General features: G+C 37.3%; 17 protein-coding genes. 7 read left to right on the forward strand and 10 right to left on the reverse strand.

Annotation, left to right across the window (positions count from 1 at the left end; translation table 11 throughout):
- Nucleotides 1-176: 176 nt before the first annotated feature.
- Nucleotides 177-2,402 (reverse strand): RNA polymerase recycling motor HelD, encoded by a 2,226-nt coding sequence (gene helD, locus L6W14_RS02005; RefSeq protein ID WP_131520704.1) that lies wholly within the window; start codon nt 2,400-2,402, stop codon nt 177-179.
- Between the two features lie 157 nt (nt 2,403-2,559).
- Here helD and L6W14_RS02010 point away from each other — a divergent pair, with 157 nt between their 5' ends.
- Nucleotides 2,560-3,276, forward strand: a complete 717-nt coding sequence (locus L6W14_RS02010; protein WP_048393311.1) for a glycerophosphodiester phosphodiesterase — start codon at nt 2,560-2,562, stop codon at nt 3,274-3,276.
- A gap of 91 nt (nt 3,277-3,367) precedes the next feature.
- Here L6W14_RS02010 and L6W14_RS02015 read toward each other — a convergent pair whose 3' ends face one another.
- Entirely contained in the window at nt 3,368-4,390 is a 1,023-nt protein-coding gene (locus L6W14_RS02015; RefSeq protein ID WP_131520705.1) for a DUF2804 domain-containing protein, read from the reverse strand.
- 182 nt (nt 4,391-4,572) lie between these two features.
- Here L6W14_RS02015 and L6W14_RS02020 point away from each other — a divergent pair, with 182 nt between their 5' ends.
- A complete protein-coding gene (locus L6W14_RS02020) occupies nt 4,573-5,067 on the forward strand; it encodes an amidase domain-containing protein (protein WP_131520706.1) in 495 nt (164 codons plus the stop codon).
- Between the two features lie 97 nt (nt 5,068-5,164).
- The gene (locus L6W14_RS02025) at nt 5,165-5,737 is read left to right on the forward strand and encodes a nitroreductase family protein (RefSeq protein ID WP_237899189.1); all 573 of its coding nucleotides are present in this window, start codon (nt 5,165-5,167) and stop codon (nt 5,735-5,737) included.
- 57 nt (nt 5,738-5,794) lie between these two features.
- Here the strand turns inward: L6W14_RS02025 and L6W14_RS02030 are convergent, their stop codons facing one another.
- From L6W14_RS02030 to L6W14_RS02040, 3 genes are all read right to left on the reverse strand, one after another.
- Entirely contained in the window at nt 5,795-7,177 is a 1,383-nt protein-coding gene (locus tag L6W14_RS02030) for a dipeptidase (RefSeq protein ID WP_054549083.1), read from the reverse strand.
- Nucleotides 7,178-7,454: 277 nt separating this feature from the next.
- A complete protein-coding gene (locus L6W14_RS02035) occupies nt 7,455-8,198 on the reverse strand; it encodes an SDR family NAD(P)-dependent oxidoreductase (RefSeq protein WP_131520708.1) in 744 nt (247 codons plus the stop codon).
- A 20-nt stretch (nt 8,199-8,218) separates the two neighbouring features.
- Complete coding sequence (locus tag L6W14_RS02040) at nt 8,219-8,974, reverse strand: SDR family NAD(P)-dependent oxidoreductase (RefSeq protein ID WP_048393320.1); 756 nt, start codon at nt 8,972-8,974, stop codon at nt 8,219-8,221.
- A 192-nt stretch (nt 8,975-9,166) separates the two neighbouring features.
- Here L6W14_RS02040 and L6W14_RS02045 point away from each other — a divergent pair, with 192 nt between their 5' ends.
- On the forward strand, nt 9,167-10,300 hold the full coding sequence (locus L6W14_RS02045) for a LuxR C-terminal-related transcriptional regulator (protein WP_237899191.1): 1,134 nt from the start codon (nt 9,167-9,169) through the stop codon (nt 10,298-10,300).
- 293 nt (nt 10,301-10,593) lie between these two features.
- Nucleotides 10,594-11,142: an RNA polymerase sigma factor gene (locus tag L6W14_RS02050; protein ID WP_036078118.1), complete on the forward strand. Its 549-nt coding sequence runs from the start codon at nt 10,594-10,596 to the stop codon at nt 11,140-11,142.
- Nucleotides 11,143-11,248: 106 nt separating this feature from the next.
- Here the strand turns inward: L6W14_RS02050 and L6W14_RS02055 are convergent, their stop codons facing one another.
- From L6W14_RS02055 to L6W14_RS02075, 5 genes are all read right to left on the reverse strand, one after another.
- Nucleotides 11,249-11,695: a MarR family winged helix-turn-helix transcriptional regulator gene (locus tag L6W14_RS02055; protein ID WP_131520710.1), complete on the reverse strand. Its 447-nt coding sequence runs from the start codon at nt 11,693-11,695 to the stop codon at nt 11,249-11,251.
- A gap of 23 nt (nt 11,696-11,718) precedes the next feature.
- Nucleotides 11,719-12,123 carry a transcriptional regulator Spx gene (gene spx / locus L6W14_RS02060; protein WP_004225558.1) on the reverse strand — a complete coding sequence of 135 codons (405 nt, stop codon included), beginning with the start codon at nt 12,121-12,123 and terminating at the stop codon, nt 11,719-11,721.
- 440 nt (nt 12,124-12,563) lie between these two features.
- Nucleotides 12,564-14,135 carry an ABC-F family ATP-binding cassette domain-containing protein gene (locus tag L6W14_RS02065; protein WP_237899193.1) on the reverse strand — a complete coding sequence of 524 codons (1,572 nt, stop codon included), beginning with the start codon at nt 14,133-14,135 and terminating at the stop codon, nt 12,564-12,566.
- A 34-nt stretch (nt 14,136-14,169) separates the two neighbouring features.
- Entirely contained in the window at nt 14,170-14,355 is a 186-nt protein-coding gene (locus L6W14_RS02070) for an SE1832 family protein (protein ID WP_004225556.1), read from the reverse strand.
- 192 nt (nt 14,356-14,547) lie between these two features.
- A complete protein-coding gene (locus L6W14_RS02075) occupies nt 14,548-15,594 on the reverse strand; it encodes a PseG/SpsG family protein (RefSeq protein ID WP_054549087.1) in 1,047 nt (348 codons plus the stop codon).
- A gap of 318 nt (nt 15,595-15,912) precedes the next feature.
- Between L6W14_RS02075 and L6W14_RS02080 the strand changes: the two genes are divergently transcribed.
- A complete protein-coding gene (locus tag L6W14_RS02080; protein ID WP_237899195.1) occupies nt 15,913-16,743 on the forward strand; it encodes an oxidoreductase in 831 nt (276 codons plus the stop codon).
- Nucleotides 16,744-16,871: 128 nt separating this feature from the next.
- Nucleotides 16,872-17,426 carry an NADPH-dependent FMN reductase gene (locus L6W14_RS02085; protein WP_237899197.1) on the forward strand — a complete coding sequence of 185 codons (555 nt, stop codon included), beginning with the start codon at nt 16,872-16,874 and terminating at the stop codon, nt 17,424-17,426.
- Nucleotides 17,427-17,499: the final 73 nt, after the last annotated feature.

Raw genomic sequence — 17,499 nt, forward strand, 5'->3', positions numbered from 1 at the left:
AAGAAAGGAGTCGTGATCATGCGCATGCCAGCATTGCCAAAGAAGAAGTCTCCTCCGAAGGAAGCCCCTAGTTCATGGTGGAAAGTTGTGAAAGCTTATTTATCCAAAGGGAAGTTTTATAAATTACCCCCAAGAAATTAACGATGCAAAGAAAAAAGTCGCCTTTTAGCGACTTTTTAATTTTCTAATAAAAATGTCTTTTTGGATGGCCCGATTAAGTATAGCTCGTGCATAGCTCGTGTAAGAGCTACATAAAGTAGCTTTCGATCAATTGGTGTATCGTAAAATGGTGTATCGTAGGCAGCTACAATGACGGCATCAAATTCAAGTCCCTTAGCTAAGTGACTTGGGACAACAAGTAACATTTCTTGATTAATAGATTCATTTTCTGTTAGTAGTTGTGAAGCAATGTCATTATCTTTTAATGCCTGTTGCATAGTAATGGCTTCTGCAGTAGTTTTGCAAATTAAAGCGATGGATCGGTGACCATTTTGACGAATGGCTTCAAAGATCTCTTTAATTTTGAAGGCATCGAATTGCTCCTCTTGAATAAAACTTGGTACGTTACCGTGACGCACAACGGGTTCTACTAAAGGTAGCTGTTCATTCATTTGCGCTAGAATTTGATTCGCGACTTCCATAATTTCAATTGTTGTTCGATAGCTTTTTTGCAAAGTGCGGAAGCTTGCACGAGGAAATAAGCTTTGGACAGGCTCCCAGGCTGTTAATGAGCGATAGCTATGGATACCTTGTGCTAAATCACCGACCATAGTAAACATATCTGTATCAAGACCTGCTTTTAAAGCAGCAAGCTGAAATAAACTGTAATCTTGGACCTCATCGATAAAGACAACACGCATCTTCCATTCATCTGCAATGCCTTTTAAACGTGCTTGTAAATAGTATAGTGCAGCTAAATCTTCGAGTGCCCATTGTTCTTTACGATGTGCCTGCAAAAATTGTTGCTGTTCAAGGTAATGCCATTCAGGGGCGAGTTCTGCTAATAGTTCTGCATCGGTGAGAAGGGTACGATAGAGTGTTTTAATATTATGTTTGGGAAAGCGACGCATATAAGCTGATGCCGTTGTCTTCGTTTCTTTTTCAATGGCAGGAATTCGTTCATCACGCTCATCAATGAATTTTGTGACAACACGTCGCCGTTTTTCATCATCTCGAATTCCATTTAAGGCTTTACCCAATGCTTCATCATACTTTTTATGGAGTGTAGCTAAAACAGCCTGTTTTTTTTGACGTACATGGCTTGCTAAGACCTTTTTAATATGTTCAAGTCGCTTTTCGATAGGCATATATGAGAATTCATATAAAAACAGCTTCTTCAGGTGGGAAGCACGCATGATACAGTATTTTTCAATATAGACATCTTCGAATTGCTCTGCGATCCTTTGTTCCAGCTTTTGTACGTAGCGTTCGATGACATCACGATAGTAAAGTGAGCCTTTCATTTCAGCAATCCAGTCAGTAGGCTGACTTCCTCCAGCAACGAGCAATTCTAATTGCTCATTTGGATTTTGAAGCTTAAGCTTTAATTTAGTGGCAGAAAGAACGTAGTCTGTAAAAGTAGTTTGGCATATTTTATCGACGCCAAGCTCTGGTAAAACATCGCCTATATAATCAATAAATAATTTATTCGGTGCTAAAATCATGAGCTGCTCAGGATTAAAATGTTCACCCATTGTATAAAGGAAATAGGATATTCTGTGTAGAGCAATGGTTGTTTTTCCACTACCAGCAGCACCTTGTACAATAATTGGTTGACGAAGATGTGCTCGAATAATTTCATTTTGTTCCTTTTGAATTGTTGAAACAATTTCAGTTAGACGGACATCAGCTTTTCCAGCTAATGCTTCTTGTAGTAGTTCATCATTTGTTGTTAGATCAATATCTCGTATATCGAGTAATTCGCCATTTTCGATCTTGTATTGCCTTTTAGCAAAGAGATGTCCTTTATGAACTTCACCACGGACATCGTATTCCATGTCACCAAGACGTCCATCATAATAAACATTAGCTACGGGTGAGCGCCAGTCAACAATAATGGGCTCATGGGTTTCACGATGAAATAGTGATGTTTTCCCAATATAAAGGAATTCTTCTGGGTCACCGGTTTTTTGGAAATGGATTCTAGCGAAATAGGGCTTCTTGCGAACGGCCTCTAGACCTTCTTTTTGATTACGTGCCATTTCAAAAAATCTGGCATTTGTTAAGATATTTAAATAACTTAAACTCGAATCTAAGTAATCAAGATCTGCCATAGATTTGCGGATATTTTCTTGAGCAGATTTTAAATCTCGTTGTGATTCGTCTAATATTTGTTGCATATAGCCTTGGGTATACGCTAACCGCTCTACTTCAGCCTGAAAATCTGGATGTTGTACAGTCATTTTTTAGCACCTCCTAGGTACTTACAATTTCAAAGTAGATTATCATACTACTATATATAATATTTACCAGCAAGTGAAAGCTAAAAAGTCAATTATGCTATTATTACATGGGGCTGGAAGGTTTTTCTTTGAATAATAATAGAGGAGGTTATTGAATTTGGACATATTTGCACATAGAGGCGTTTCGATAAACTATCCAGAAAATACGATGGCTGCCTTTCAAGCAGCATCAAAGCTTCCTATAGCAGGGGTAGAGCTAGACGTTCATTTAACCGCAGATAAAGAGGTAGTGGTGATTCATGATGAGACCATTGATCGTACCTCCAATGGCTCAGGCTATGTAAAAGATTTTACATTACAGCAATTACGTACTTTTGATTTTGGCTCCTGGTTTTCACGGGAGTTCGGAGATGAAGTAATTCCTACGCTAGGGGAAGTGTTGGAGTTATTTGCAGGTACCAATCACCGTATCAACATTGAACTGAAAACAGACATTATTGCATATGAAGGAATCGAAGCGCTCGTGCTCAAAGAAGTAGCAGCACAGCAAATGACAGAGCGGGTGATCATTTCATCTTTCAATCATGAATCATTGCAAACAATATCAAAAATAGCGCCTTATATAGAAAGTGCAGCATTGTTTGCAGAGGTGCTGGTGGATTTCCCAACTTACATTGCTCTTATACCAGCTAAGGCGTTGCATGTAAGTTTACCAACTTCCTTCCGTAAATCAGTTAAACTAGCTCTCGCTGAAGGTGCAACTGTACGTGTGTATACCGTCAATGAACAACGAGATGCTCGAAGTTTACAACAGCTCGGTGTACAGGCGATATTTACAGATGATCCAGAAAAAATATTAAGAGCCCTTAGTTAGAGCAAAAGTGGACAGTTAGGAGACAAAAGCTTCCGTGGAATCATTTGCATTTTCAAAATACCCACGGAAAGCAACGTCTTCTAGAGGATTTTTACCATTTTGCACGATGTTCCTCAATACATCCGAGCATTTGTTGAATAACCAGTGTTTCACCATTGTCGAGTAAAATAGAACCGTCGTAATAGCCAAATAGTTGATGTACCTCTGATTTAACTAGTTTGGCATTCGTTTGGGCTATACGTTCAAAAAAGGGTGAAAAGGTTAAGGAGACCTGATTAGAAAATTTTGTTTTTACTTTCCAACGCTGCATATAATCTTCGGAATCATATTGAAATAATAAATCCTCATGTATTTTTGTCATTTTACCATCAACAAAAACAGCATTTTCGGTCATGCCTGTGCCATCTGTCCATTTACCTCCTAAATTAAGTCCGATGCGTCGTCCACGTACTCGTTGAGAGGCCATTCCCCAGTTCCATAATGCTTCACGTGGCCATACACCTCGTCCATAATCCAACACAGCAAAATTCTCCTCAGCTGAGAAATTAAAACGTCGAGTACCAATTGTGACAACACCTGATGTTGGCAATATGTGATGCTTGCCTGTGAACTGAAATGTTTTGCGATTCCAAGGAATGACTACATTTAGGGTTTCGTCCGCTGGTGGGTGCTGAATGATAAGCTTCGCTCGTAAAACATCTCCGTCAAAGTTTGGTATGGAAACAGATAGATGTGTTTCATTTTGTATATATAATAAATCAATCATCATTTCACTATTTTTAAATGAAACAGATTCTAAAACCTGTGAAGGCATTTTTAGTTTACCACCGAAGGGGATTGTGATCGTTTTTTCAAAATAGCGCTGTGTTTCATATTCAAGGAAATAAACGAAGCAGACTGCTGCGTAATCTAGATGACTAATCGTAGCTGAAAACAAGATTTCATCACCGTAGACACACCAATAGTTCCATTTCTTTTTGCGCATGAGATGGCCGCTTAAATTGCTATTAATAAGTGGTTTGCGTGCAAATCCGATGGCTGCTGGATTTAAATTACCTTTTTTATCGCATAAAAGAGTTGGCTGTAAAATCTCTTTTTCAGCATGCTGCCTCACATTCAACATCCCTTCTGGTCATAAAATAAAATTGACATATCTTTAATCCTTATTGTAGCAAAAATGTTCTTGAAATTGGAAAGGAACATGCTGAATATAATGGATTTCAATAAGAATTATGAGGAAGGACCTAACTAATAGAAATGCTTAAATAGACATATGATGGCATGAGGAGGTTATGTATGGCAAAAATGTATAATAGGCAGGCTGCAGTTCAATATGCTAATTTGTGGTGGAACAGACGCAATCCTGCTTTTCCAAATTTTGATGTAGATTGCACGAACTATATATCTCAGTGTTTACTTGCAGGAGGTGCACCGATGCGAGGTGCACCAAGTAGAGAGAAAGGCTGGTGGATTCAGCAAGGGAATTGGAGCTTTAGCTGGTCTGTTGCCCATTCATTACGATGGTATTTAGAAGGATCTACAACAGGATTGAAGGGTAGACGTGTTCAATATGCAGAGGAACTAGAGCTTGGAGATGTCATTTTTTATGATTTTCAAGGGAATGGTAGAATTGACCACTCCGTTATTGTTACAAGTATTCAAAATGGTATTCCTTATGTGAATGCCCACACCTCAGATAGTCTTAATCGACCTTATTTTTACGAGGATTCCACCGCCTATACGCCAAGCATGACCTACTTTTTCTATCATATAGATGACAGCTTTGCTTAGGAACAGGTAGTTTTAAAGCATACAAATATATGATAATGTGAAAGATAGAAGAGATAAACTCTAATATGTTGTCTTATGGTAGAAGGAGAATTGATATATGAGCGAACAAATTTTATCTGTTAGAGATGCAATTATTCAACGTCGTTCCATTAAAAAGTTTAATGGCCAGCCTGTAGAGCGTGAGGATTTAATGGCTATTATTGACGATGCAGTATGGGCTCCCAATCATGGTAATCGTGAGCCGTGGCAATTAGTTGTTGCCTGTGGAAAGGAATTAACAAATCTTCACCAGCTATTACGTGACTTAACAATTCCTAAATGGCAGGAGCTTTCAAGCGAAGATTTAGCGAAGCAGATGTTGAAATTTACATTACCAGGTGGCTATGCCTTTGTTATCGTTCCAGAGGATGCGCGTCAAAAAGAACGTTTAGAAGATTATGCAGCAGCAAGTACATTTATTCAAAACATGCAGTTACTGGCATGGGATAGAGGCATAGGCTCTTGCTGGAAAACACCAGGCTTCCTAGATAATCCAAAATTCCGTGAAGCTTTAAAGGTACAGCCAGGTGAACGTGTCATTGCTATGCTACAAGTTGGTTATTTTGATGAAGTGCCAAAAGGCAAAGAGCGCAAACAAGCAGCTGATATCGTTACGATTTTTGGTGAGTAATCAAATAAAAAAATCCCTTCACTTTGACAGTGAGGGGATTTTTTAATTAATCGATATTTACTTTTGTAATCCTGAAACCTCATATAAATAATCACTAAGAACACGCAAGCCTTTATCAAAGTTTTCTAAATGGAAGTGTTCATTTGGTGCATGGAAGTTTTCACTTGATAGACCGAAGCCCATTAGCACTACAGGTAAATCTAAAATTTCATCAAACGCAGCGACGATAGGGATGGATCCACCGCCACGTGTGTATGCTGTTGGTACATTATACACTTTTTCATAGGAGCGTCCAGCAGCCTGAATAAATGGATGATCGAAAGGCGTTAGGAATGGACGGCCTTTATCAAATTCAGAAATGTTGATTTCCACACCAGCAGGTTTGTGCTTTTCAACATGTGCTTTTAAAAGTGCTACAATTTCATCGGGCTCTTGATTTGGTACAAGACGACATGTGATTTTAGCGCCAGCTTCAGCGGGCAGCACTGTTTTGATGCCTTCACCTGAGAAACCACCAAATACACCGTTAACCTCTAGGGTTGGGCGGGCCCAAGTACGTTCTAAATAAGAATACCCTTGTTCACCGAATAATTCTTTTACGCCAACTTCCTGTTTAACAGACTCTTCATCGAAGCCAAGCGCAAGATAAGCCTCACGTTCCTCTTCTGTTAATGGCAACACTTTGTCGTAGAAACCTTCAACTTGAATCGTACCATGCTCATCACGGAAGGATGCTAAAATTTCAGCTAATGCGTGAATAGCATTTTGTACGCCACCACCATAAAGACCGGAGTGTAAATCTCCCTTAGCTCCACGCACATCAATTTGAATGCCCGTTAAGCCCCGTAAACCATAGCATACCGCAGGCTTCCCAGGACCATAAAGACCTGTATCGGAAATTAAAATTAAATCTGCCGCTAGTTTTTCTTTATATTGTTCAACATAGGCAGGTAGATGTGGACTACCAATTTCTTCTTCACCTTCATAAATGAACTTAACATTGACAGGTAATGTCCCTGTTGTAGCAAACAATGCCTCAATCATTTTTAAGTGCATAAAGACTTGTCCTTTATCATCACTCGCACCACGAGCAAATAATTTATTGTCTCGAATTGTAGGATTAAAAGGCTCACTGTCCCATAAATTTAATGGATCAACAGGTTGAACATCATAATGACCATAAAATAAAATAGTTGGTTTACCCTCTGCATGTAGCCAGTCTGCATAAACAACAGGGTGCCCAGCTGTTTGTGTAATGGAGATATTTTCAAGATTTAGTTTTTCAAACGCACTGGCTAGCCACTCAGCTGCATGTTGAATATCCTCTTTATGCTCGGATAAAGAACTGATACTTGGAATTCGTAAAAATTCATTCAATTCATTTAAATGTGCCTCACGGTGTTCTGCAAAATAAGCATCAATTTGCTGTAAATTAGTCATTAAGCATCCCTCTTTCTACTATTTCGATAATAGAAATAGTATAGCACAATTTGCTTTTAGGAATCTTAAATTGTCTTGAAAGATTACACATAGCACCTACAAAATAAACCACAAGAGCTAAATAGCAATTGTGGTTGAGTCTTACTTGAGTGGATTATAAATTTGTCATTTTTCAGTGAAGGGTTCAGATACAACAGCCAGATCGCTTCACACTTTTAACGGCTAGAATGGCATCATTAAATGCACTAGCTTTCAGGCAAGTCTATTCAAAGCCCCATTAGTGAGCAGTATAACCACCATCAACAAGAAGCGTTGTACCATTAACAAAGCTTGCGTCATCGCTTGCTAAGAAGAGAACAGCTTTAGCGATTTCTTCTGGTTTACCAAGTCGACCTTGTGGGTGAAGGGATGCTAAATATTCTTTCTTCTGAGCATCGACCTCAGCTAATAGAGGAGTGTCGATATAGCCAGGACACACCGCATTTACACGAATACCCTGTTTAGCGTAAGCAGTACATAGGTTTTGTGTTAATAATTTAACGCCACCTTTTGCAGATGAGTAGGCTGTAGGGTTTGGTAAGGCAACGAAGCTATGAATTGAACCAGCGTTAACAATGACACCACCTGTCCCTTGAGCAAGGAATTGTTCAATGGCATATTTATCCGAAAGAAATACACCTGATAAATTAATATCAATTGTTCTTTTCCATTTTTCAAAAGAAAGCTCGTGTGCTGGTGCATCGTCAGCTACACCTGCATTTGCATACATAATATCAAGTTTACCGTATTTAGCAACGGTCTCCTTTATCATGTTTTGAATGTCCGTTTCATTAGTTACGTCTGTTTTTACGAAGAGTGTATCAAAACCATTGTTATTTAATTCTTCAGAAACGCTTTGTCCACGATCAGAAAAATCGGCAATAACGACTTTAGCGCCTTCTTCTACAAAGAGACGAACTGTGGCTTCACCGATACCACTAGCCCCACCTGTAACAATTGCTACTTTATCTTTTAGTTTCATATAAATGACCACCTTTAATGTTATTTTGCGGTTGCTCCGCCATCAATAACGAATTCTGCACCTGTTGAAAAGGAAGATTCATCAGAAGCTAAAAACAATACAGTTTGCGCTACTTCCTTTACAGAGCCTAAACGTCCTAATGGGAATAAGTTTTTGCCTAATTCATCTTTTGAGCTTCCTGTTGTTGCTGATGCATAGTCTGCCATACCTGTATCAATGTAGCCAGGATGAATGGAGTTGACACGTACGCCGTATGGAGCATACTCCATAGCAGCATCTTTTGTCATAATGCGAACAGCCCCTTTACTAGCGCCGTATAATACGTGACCAGCAGCACCTGTTAAGCCTGCAATAGAGGAAGCATTAATAACAGAACCATTATGTTGTTTAGCCATAAGCGGCATAATATGTTTCATGCCTAAGAACACACCTGTCACATTGATGGACATTAAGCGGTTCCAGTCAGAAAGCTCGATTTCTGCAAGGGGTTTTATGATATAGATACCTGCATTATTGAAAAGAATATCCACTTTCTTAAATGTTTTTATTGATTCATCTGCAACCTTTTTCCAGTCTTCTTCATTACTAACATCGTGGCGGATAAATACTGCCTCACCGCCGATAGTTTGAATATCACGGACTGTATCGTTCCCAGATTGTTCATTTATATCAGTAATAACTATTTTTGCTCCCTCTTTAGCAAATAATAGTGCAGTTTCTTTCCCGATTCCTGTACCTCCACCTGTAATAATGGCCACTTTGTTTTCTAATCTCATTTCAAGCACGCACCTTTCATTATTTCTGGTTATATGGTTGCCTTAGGATTCAAAAGTATTCGCATTGTTTAGCGATACCTTCATCTTACTCCTTTCAATTTGAAATACTATCCTATAAGATGCTGTATAATATAGTGAGTGAATATCCTCCATTTATAGGGGTATTTTTAGTGTGAAGGAGAAGAATTTCCTATGACGCATCCATTTCAATCAATTGAAGAAGTAACACTTCAAGAGTTTGTGTTGTTTATTAAAATCCATCATCAGCAAATTGAAGAGAATACAATTATTTACCTTAATCTAGAACCTTCTATAACTGGGGCAGATCGAAATAGAACAGCAATGCTATTAGATTCATTTTTGCGTTTAATGACACATGCAAATATCGAGGAATTAAATAATGATGATAAGTATTTTTTTAACACATGGGTTCAATCACAGTTGTCCATTATTGATAGGAAGAGCTTTAATTTATTCCAATTAATTTTCGAGAAATCATTGATTACTTTTATGATTCAACAGAAGAGTAGTCGAACGAATGCCATCTTCATGTATGTATTATCGACATTTACGTTACTTGTAGAGCTTTATTATTATGACTGTGAGGGAGATAACCAAACTAGTAACATCGCTAGCGAAAATCAGAAAATTAGGCATCTACAGCTATTAGATAGGCTTGATAAATTGCTTATTAGTTCCTCAGGTTATCAGGATTTAGCGCTGATTTTAAAAAAATGTGAAGAGTATTTTAGTTATAAAAGATGTGTATTTTACGCATATGTCCCATGGTCCAATCAATTTTATGGAGTTATTGGCGCAGAGCTTCCTAAGGTGCAAAGCATGAAAGGGGAGTTGACTGGGGAAAACATAATACTTAGTTCAAGAAAACCCATTTATTTAAAAAATCCTAAAAATTACTTGAAAGACGAGCATATCCAATTATTTAATTTATCCTCGATTATTTTTATTCCCATTTTGCGTCAAGATCAATTATTTGGATGGTTAACATTTGATCAGCTAGGGGAGGAGTTTGATTGTACAAAGGAAGAATTAACACTCCTTGAGGAAGTAGGGAAGCGTTTAGGTTTATTTTTATCACGTAAGGGCGAGAAGGTAGAAAAGAATACAGTGCTTCATTTAACTGAAAGGGAATCGATGATACTTGGCCTGCTTGCCGAAGGATATGATAATAAAAAAATTGCTGGTTTATTATTTTTAAGTGAGCATACTGTCAGGGATTATGTAAGCAGTCTTATGACAAAGCTCAAAGCAAAGAATCGAACACAGGTCGTTGCCTCAGCCTTTCGTCTAGGACTGTTAAGCTAAAACACCCAATGCACTTCTATTAGGAGTGCATTTTTTGTTTCTTCAAATGCTAATTAATATTCTGACAATAAATACTATTGAAAATATAGTTTAATTAATAGGTAACTATTGTCATCAAAAGCTTTTTTGGAGGGAAAGCAGTATAGTAGTAAAACAATTTTTACGAATATTACAAGTGAAAGCGATTAAGCTTACACGATTGTAATGAAATTGAAAGCCAATGCGATAGAGTGTAATACATTATTTTGCGAGAATGTGTATAGAAGCAAGAACAAGAAGCGGAGGCATACACAATGAATGAAAAATTAGAAGGCGTATACGAGGAATACAATCGTTATATATATCATTTATGTTTAAAACTAACTCGCAATAATATAGAAGCTGAAGATTTAATGCAAGAAGTTTGGGTTAAGGTTGTACGCTATGAAGATAGCGTGGCCGAAGTAGAGCATATTAAAGCTTGGCTGACAACTATTACAATGAATACATTTAGAGATCGCTATCGTAAAAAAGTACGACGTAGCAAATATATGATGAACCAACCTGAAACATTAGACGTACCGATTTTAGATTTGGTTCCCAATAACGATATTTCTACAGAAGAAAAAATTGAAAAGGACATTGTAACAAAACTAGTCCAGGATAAAATGGAGCAATTAGATGCGATTTATAGAAAGACTTTATGGTATTTCTACATAGACCAATACTCACTTGCAGAAATCTCTACAATTATGAAAGTTTCCATTGGTACTGTGAAATCTCGTTTATTCCGTGCAAAGGCTCGATTAAAAGAAATGCTCATGTCAGATACAGCTATTGTGGAATCTGTGCTACCAGCGTAATAAAGCAGATTGGTCGCACATCACAGTACTTAGACGGAAGTATTTGGTCGACTAATCAAAAAAGATGCATTCGCAAATAGTTGCAAATGCATCTTTTTATTGTGCTTTAATCTGGTCGATTTGTCTCCACATCCAATAAACATTTAGAAAAAATAGATCGTAAGGTTTGCAGTTCCTCCGCTGTTAGCATACCAAACATATTATTAATGATTTCACTCACTTGTTGACGAGATTCTTTTAATATGTTTTCACCGTCAGCCGTAATGACTAGTTGAGAAGCACGGCGGTCTGTGGCATGCTGTGTTTTTTCAATAAAGCCACCATTTATCAGCTTGGTTGTTAAAACGGTGACACCACCAGTAGTTACTTTTAACCGCTCAGCAATAGCAGAAGGGCGTTTTGGGCCCTCCTGCGATAAGTAGTCTAAAATTAAAATATGGGATTTTGAAAAGCCGAGTACATTATGATTATTCCACTCGTTTGCCCACTTACGCTCAATAGATGAAACGACTTCAAACAACGAGGTAATGGCTTTTTGTTTTTCTTGGTCCATAGAAGGTCATCTCCAAAACTGTTTTAACTTTCTTGTGCCAATCTTGTCATCGCATTTAATTCATAAGCACGTACTTTACGTGGGATAAAACGACGGATGTCCATCTCATTGTAACCAACTTGAATACGTTTTTCATCTATTATAATAGGACTACGCAACATTCTTGGATGTGCCTGAATAATAGCAAATAGCTCTTGAATAGAAAGTTGGTCGATGTCGATATTTAAATTTTTAAAGTCATTTGAGTTTGTTGCGATGATTTCATCCGTGCCATCTTCAGTCATACTTAAAATTTCTTTGAATTCTGCAAGTGTAAGTGGGTGAGATGTAATACGTTTTTCTTTATATTCTATGTTGTGATCTTTTAACCATTTAAGTGCTTTTCTGGATGAAGAACAGCTCGCTTGTGAGTAAATTGTAACTGTCATTCTTCATTCCTCGCTTTCTTTTTTAGATTATATTTTACAAATAGCTTATTAGTAAGTTAATAGTTTATATATATATATCTTACTAGTAAGCTATATATAAATCAATAGTTAATTGAAAAAATTTCTCAATCGAATTATTATTTTTTCAGTTATATTAAAATATACGAAGATAAGCGTAAAAAGTTTCGTTTATTCAGCTTACAATGATGTAAGTTTATGTTAACTCTATAGAAAATGTCTTTTTAAGCTATAAAATCGATGTTGAATGAATAGGGACTACTAGAATTCTATGTTGTCTCGTAGGAGAGAGTTAGTTGGAAGTAGGAGTAAAATTGTTAGTCCACTGATTATAGTATGTTTAAATGAGGCTATTTATACATAGAAGTTAAAAAAATTTAAAAGAGCAGCCCCATAACATGTTGGAGCTGCCCTTGAAATAATTAGTCTTGGCCTTGTTGTCCAGAAGTAAACCAATCTTGAACATTCCAGACTTTTGTTACGAGTCCTTCATAGAAATCAGGTTCGTGACTTACTAGCACAATGGTACCTTTAAATTCTTTCATGGCACGTTTTAATTCATTTTTTGCATCTACATCTAAATGGTTTGTCGGTTCGTCGAAGAGAAGCCAGTTAGCTTCCTCCATCATTAATTTACATAAACGCACTTTAGCTTGCTCGCCACCAGATAATGAATTAAGCGGACGTGTAATATGGTCAGTTTTTAGGCCTGCTCTTGCTAAAGCTGCACGTACTTGGGCTTGTTCCATAGAAGGGAATGCATTCCAAACATCATCAATTGGCGTGATTTTCTCAGCTTTTACTTCCTGTTCAAAATAGGAAGGATATAGGTAGTCACCACGGACTACTTTCCCACCAAGCGCATTAATTTTACCTAACATTGTTTTTAATAATGTGGATTTACCAACACCATTCATACCGACTAAAGCAATTTTTTCTCCTCGTTCAATCGCAAAAGAAAGTGGAGGAAGTAATGGCTTGTCTTTATCGTAACCAATCACTAAGTTCTCAGCCTCTACAACATAGCGGCTAGATGAACGGGCTTCTTTAAAACCGAATTCTGGTTTTACAGCTGTTTCTGGGCGATCAATTCGCTCTAAACGATCAAGTTGCTTAGCGCGTGATTTTGCACGACCAGTAGTGGAGTAACGAGCCTTGTTTTTGGCTATAAAATCTTCTTGCTTCTTGATGAACTCCTGTTGCTTTTCATAGGCTTCAATATGCTGACGTTTATTGATTTCAGCAAGTTCAAGGAATTTTTCGTATGTTGCAGTATAACGAGTTAATTTAGAAAATTCCAATTGGAAGATGACATCCACTGTTTCGTTCATAAATTCTGTATCATGTGAGATTAGAAGGAAAGCATATGGATAGTTCTTTAAATAAATTTTCAACCAAGTAATATGTTCCTCATCAAGATAGTTCGTCGGCTCATCTAATAAAAGTACTTTTGGCTTTTCTAATAAAAGCTTAGCGAGGAGTACCTTTGTACGTTGTCCACCAGAAAGGGCAGCTACATCACGCTCTAAGCCAATGGCATCAAGTCCAAGTCCACGTGCCACCTCTTCAATTTTCATATCTAATGAATAAAAATCTCCTGCATCTAATGCATCTTGTACTTCTGCCATTTGTTCTAAAAGTACTTCTAATTCTTCAGGCGTTGCGTCTGCCATCTTGCCTGTAATTTCATTCAGATCTTCTTCTTTTTTATATAATGGTAAAAAGGCATCGCGTAACACTTCACGCATTGTTCTACCAGCCGTTAGTACGGTATGTTGGTCTAGATAACCATAGTGTGTACCAGGCAGCCACTCAACTTTTCCTGTATCGTGGATCGTTTGACCTGTAATGATACCCATTAATGTAGACTTACCGACACCATTAGCCCCTACAAGTCCAATATGATCACCTTCCACTAAGCGAAACGATACATCTTTAAAGAGTGTACGATCACCGAAAGAATGACCTAAATTTTCTACTGTTAATATTGCCATATCTGTTCCTCCAACTATCTTTCTTGTTTACATTTTATAGTTCTGCAAGCTGCTTGTTAAGTTCTGCTAATTGAGCTTCCATATTCGCAAGACGTTGCTCTGCCTTAGCTACCTGATCGTTGTGTCCAGTAGACTCCAACTTTTCTATATCACCTTGTAAATTCATATAGTCCATTTTTAACTCTCTAATTTGGTATTCAATATCACTTTTTGTTGGCATGAAGACTACTCCTTTTGAGAATATTTTTATAGTGAATGCGTGTAAAAGCGATGGAGGTTTTAAGAATCCCCCACCGCTTATTCTTTAAAATCAATCGGGTACTTGTTGAATTTACTTATGTCCCAACTACTGTAAGAGCTGTTGGAGTGAAAAATTCTTATATATTGTATCATAATCATCTTCGAAGTAGCACTAAGTAGAAGCGATATTATGACGATCGTAAGCAAAATCTAAGAGTAAAGCTTGAAGTGTTTCATTATTACCAGCAAGATTGAGTTGTCGCTGTTTTCTCACTGCTCGTTCACTGCGAGCTTCGTGTAAAAGAAATTCCATGACAGCATTTTGGATTTGTGATTGCTTCATTTTACGACCAAGTCCTAGATGGATAAAGCCATTATGCTCACGAGGAAAAGCATGTAAAAGCTCAGCTTCAGTTTGCGCAAGTGTAATGCATGGCACGCCATAAGAGGCAATTTTATAAGGTGTATAGTTAGCATTACAAATAATGACATCTGCTTTAGGTAGTAGTTTGAGGAGTGCATCTTTATCTCGAAGAATAGCAGTATTGCGACGACTAAGTACCATCATTTGCAAGTCATCCGTTGCATGGCGATAGCTGTCGTCAATCATAACTGTAATTTGTAGTGGTATTTGTAGCTGAGTTAGGTGTCGAAGTGTTCGATACGTTAAATTATGCTCGTCCCCATCCTCGAAAGCAACAACGATATGAGGCGGATTTTCAGGTGTTTTACTATCAGGTATATTATCGAAATGCTGATATGCATCTGGCAGGGCAAAAACAAAGCTTCCACCAATATAATGCGCTGGTAAATAATCTTTCACTTCTTGATAGAGTGCTAGTAGTACACAATCACAGGCTTGGCCACCTTCACCAAAATCATCAAAATGAATAATTGTTTTGCAGAATGGTCGTAATTCCTCTACTTGCCAGCCTTCAGAATTTCGCCCATCTCTAACAATTAAATCAGGTTGAAGTCCTTTGATTTGCTTAGGTAATTCGTTAAAGTGATCAAATAGAATAGGCGTAACTCCTTCATTCATTAAAATTTGAATTCCGTCATTTGAAGGAGTCTTTACAAAGATAAAAACCTTCTCATTCGAAAGTAGTTTAGCTAATGTTGAAACCCGTTCAAAAGGATACAGCCCTTTATCAATACAGCTTTCAATAATGAAAACAATCGTTTTTTTTGGTTCAATTGCGTGTGTTTCGTTTTGCAAATGTATCCCATCCTTTCCTCTGTCTCTTTAAATTATGGCGAAGAAAGGGCAAGTATGTGTAAAATTTAGGATTTGATCATGATTGTCTCTAGCGGAATCTTCTAAAATAGCTATCTTTAATCAGTTTTAATCATCAAAAAAATGGTCGATATATATAGTAAGGCGAATTGTAGGAATATACATAACAATTGGAAGTTCTTTATCTTGGTTCGAAAAATCCCTCTACAAATGGAGATGATGGGATGCTTTGTTTAACTCCGATGTGTCAAGATAAGCGTAATTGATATACTATCAATAAGTAGAAGGACGGGAGAAAAAATGAGTATGCGTGCAGCGATTGTTGTAGGGGCGACTGGTTTAACCGGCTCCGCTCTAGTTGAACAATTATGTGAAAATGATGAGTATATTTCAGTAACAGTTATTGCACGAAGAAAGCTAACTTATACGCATCCAAAGTTAGAAGTGAAAATTCGTGATTTTGATAGAATAGAAGAAAACGATATAGGATTTGCTCATGAATTGTATTGTTGCTTAGGTACAACCATTAAAAAGGCAGGCTCTCGTGAAATGTTTGAAAAGGTAGATTTTGAATACCCGTTAGCAATTGCCTCTTTAGCAAAAAAACGGGGAATCCCTCATTTTCTTGTGATTACGGCAATGGGAGCTAATGAAAATTCTCCATTTTACTATAATCGAGTTAAAGGTAAACTTGAGCGTGATTTAGAGGAACTAGGTTTACAAAGGCTTTCCATTATTCGCCCATCACTCTTAGTAGGGAACCGTGATGAATTTCGATTAGGAGAAAAGGCAGGAGAAAAATTATTAAAGCTTGCACAGCCTTTATTGATTGGACCTTTAAAACGTTCTAGAGCAATTGAAGCTACACAAGTGGCAAAGGCTATGATTATCATTGCCTTATATGGTAAACAACAGCCAGTCACTATTTATCCTTCAGATGAGTTAGCTACATTAGAGTATCCGGAAATACCAGAAGAGGACATTTCAAGAGAGACATTATTTAATTGGGATAAGCTGAATGAAGGCGAGAAAGTTAATCGTGAGGTTGTCATTAATCGAGATAAATATAAGCTTGAGGAAACGGTCATTGATAAGGAAGTCCATTTCCGACAACGTGATCAGGATAATTAATTTTAGGATTAAATTCGTCGTTCCGTCTAAAGACTGAATTTATATCAATTGTCATGACAATCCTTTCCGAGCCACTTTTCATTTGTTACAATATTATTGTAGAAGATGAATGTGGAGGCAAAGTAAAGATGAAAATTTTACTCGTAGATGGCACGATGTTTGGTCGTAAAACTAGTGCTATTTTAGAGCAAGTGGAGCAATATATTAAAGAATTAGATGCTAGTTTCGAGTTAGAAATGATGCATTTTAGTCAATATAAGCATCAAATTGTGGATGGTTCTCCATTAAATGATGATATGAAAAAAATGATTCAACAATTTGAAGAGGCAGACGCTTACATTATTGCAACGCCTATTTTCCAAGCATCCATTCCAGGTGTTTTGAAAAATGCCTTTGATTTCTTACACCCTAAAACAATGCGCTATAAGCCCGTATCTATTGTTGCAAATGGAGGCACATACCAGCATCACCTTGTAGTCGAAAATCAGCTAAAACCTATTTTAGACTACTTCCGAGCGCTTGTTACGCCAAACTATGTGTATACACATACATCACATTTCGATGCAAATAATACTATTGTAGATGAAGACGTTCATAGTCGTTTACGTGAATTAGCTCGAGTATTTGTTCAATACTGTGAAATGAGCAAGAACTTGCCGAAGGAAACAATTGACCAACATTAAGATAGCCCTTGTACGGTGGTAAGAAATCACTGTGCAGGGGATTTTTCTTTGTAAGTATTGTTTTAGGATGTGA

Source organism: Lysinibacillus sp. ACHW1.5 (assembly GCF_022014815.1).
Taxonomy (GTDB): Bacteria; Bacillota; Bacilli; order Bacillales_A; family Planococcaceae; genus Lysinibacillus; species Lysinibacillus capsici.

Excerpts from the sequence above, each read along its gene's own strand:
- helD (WP_131520704.1), bottom strand. The coding sequence starts at position 2,402 with ATGACTGTACAACATCCAGATTTTCAGGCTGAAGTAGAGCGGTTAGCG.
- L6W14_RS02020 (WP_131520706.1), top strand. The coding sequence starts at position 4,573 with ATGGCAAAAATGTATAATAGGCAGGCTGCAGTTCAATATGCTAATTTG.
- L6W14_RS02025 (WP_237899189.1), top strand. The coding sequence starts at position 5,165 with ATGAGCGAACAAATTTTATCTGTTAGAGATGCAATTATTCAACGTCGT.
- L6W14_RS02030 (WP_054549083.1), bottom strand. The coding sequence starts at position 7,177 with ATGACTAATTTACAGCAAATTGATGCTTATTTTGCAGAACACCGTGAG.
- L6W14_RS02035 (WP_131520708.1), bottom strand. The coding sequence starts at position 8,198 with ATGAAACTAAAAGATAAAGTAGCAATTGTTACAGGTGGGGCTAGTGGT.
- L6W14_RS02040 (WP_048393320.1), bottom strand. The coding sequence starts at position 8,974 with ATGAGATTAGAAAACAAAGTGGCCATTATTACAGGTGGAGGTACAGGA.
- L6W14_RS02045 (WP_237899191.1), top strand. The coding sequence starts at position 9,167 with ATGACGCATCCATTTCAATCAATTGAAGAAGTAACACTTCAAGAGTTT.
- L6W14_RS02050 (WP_036078118.1), top strand. The coding sequence starts at position 10,594 with ATGAATGAAAAATTAGAAGGCGTATACGAGGAATACAATCGTTATATA.
- L6W14_RS02055 (WP_131520710.1), bottom strand. The coding sequence starts at position 11,695 with ATGGACCAAGAAAAACAAAAAGCCATTACCTCGTTGTTTGAAGTCGTT.
- spx (WP_004225558.1), bottom strand. The coding sequence starts at position 12,123 with ATGACAGTTACAATTTACTCACAAGCGAGCTGTTCTTCATCCAGAAAA.
- L6W14_RS02065 (WP_237899193.1), bottom strand. The coding sequence starts at position 14,135 with ATGGCAATATTAACAGTAGAAAATTTAGGTCATTCTTTCGGTGATCGT.
- L6W14_RS02070 (WP_004225556.1), bottom strand. The coding sequence starts at position 14,355 with ATGCCAACAAAAAGTGATATTGAATACCAAATTAGAGAGTTAAAAATG.
- L6W14_RS02080 (WP_237899195.1), top strand. The coding sequence starts at position 15,913 with ATGAGTATGCGTGCAGCGATTGTTGTAGGGGCGACTGGTTTAACCGGC.
- L6W14_RS02085 (WP_237899197.1), top strand. The coding sequence starts at position 16,872 with ATGAAAATTTTACTCGTAGATGGCACGATGTTTGGTCGTAAAACTAGT.